This is a genomic window from Carboxydocella sp. ULO1 (assembly GCF_002049255.1).
In the GTDB taxonomy this organism is placed as follows: domain Bacteria; phylum Bacillota.
The window spans coordinates 1-883 of sequence record NZ_BDLQ01000128.1; the positions used below are offsets into that span (position 1 = coordinate 1).

The following is an 883-nucleotide window of genomic DNA, read 5'->3' on the forward strand; positions in this document are numbered from 1 at the left end:
GCACTGCCGCATTCAGCCTGGCACCCTCCCGCAGCTCCCGAAACTCCCGCAACTTTGGCAATTACCATGCCGATGCCGGAAGCGGTAAAAAGAGCCGCCACCTGTTCCTCTTCCGAAGCCTGCAATACCTCCGCTGCTGTTAACAGCACTCCAGGCAGTATGCCGCAGGAACCCGCTGTCGGCGCCGCCACGACCCTGCCCATCGCCGCATTCACCTCTGCGATCGCCAGGGCCTTCAGGATGGCTCCGTCCAGTACCGGTCCGCCCAGCAGGCGCCCTGCCGCCAGCGCCCTTTGCACCTTGCCAGCATCCCGCCCGCTCAGGCCGCTGACGGAGATATTATCCCCGCTCAGGCCTTTAGCCAGCGATTCCCGCATCACCTGCAGCCTGTGTTGCATCTCCTGCCATAGCTCCTCCTGGCCGCGCCCCAGTGCCTGAGCCTGATCGGTGAGAATCACCTGCCACAGTTTCTGGCCTGTCCGTTCCGCTGCTTCCACCAGCTCCTGTACTTTTAAATAGCTTAACATCTTATTTCCCTTCCTTTACAGTGGCTTAACGACAATTACATCCTGAATATTGGCTATCCCCTTGATTTTGTCAGCCAGAGATTCTGGACAGTTTTGGTCTGTCTCAATGATCATAATCGCCTCTGCTCCCCGCTGTTCCCGGGTCACTTTCATCTGGGCAATGTTAATTCCGCTTTCAGCCAGCAGGCCGCTGACCGCTGCGATCAGACCGGGACGGTCCCGGTGGGGAATGATGAGGGTATGGAACTGACCGGAAAAATCCACCGGGAAGCCCAGCAGATTGACCACCCGGATGTTGCCCCCGCCGATGGAGGAGGCGACCAGATCCACCACCTTACCGCTTTGTCCCCGCACTA

General features: G+C 59.0%; 2 protein-coding genes. Both read right to left on the reverse strand.

The genetic code is table 11. The features are described 5' to 3' along the window. Positions 1–527 (reverse strand): L-serine ammonia-lyase, iron-sulfur-dependent, subunit beta (locus tag ULO1_RS13405; RefSeq protein ID WP_200806974.1); only part of this gene is annotated, 527 nt, incomplete at its 3' end. A 15-nt stretch (positions 528–542) separates the two neighbouring features. Continuing rightward, positions 543–883: ACT domain-containing protein (locus ULO1_RS13410; RefSeq protein WP_159446910.1), on the reverse strand; the 341-nt coding region annotated here is incomplete at its 5' end.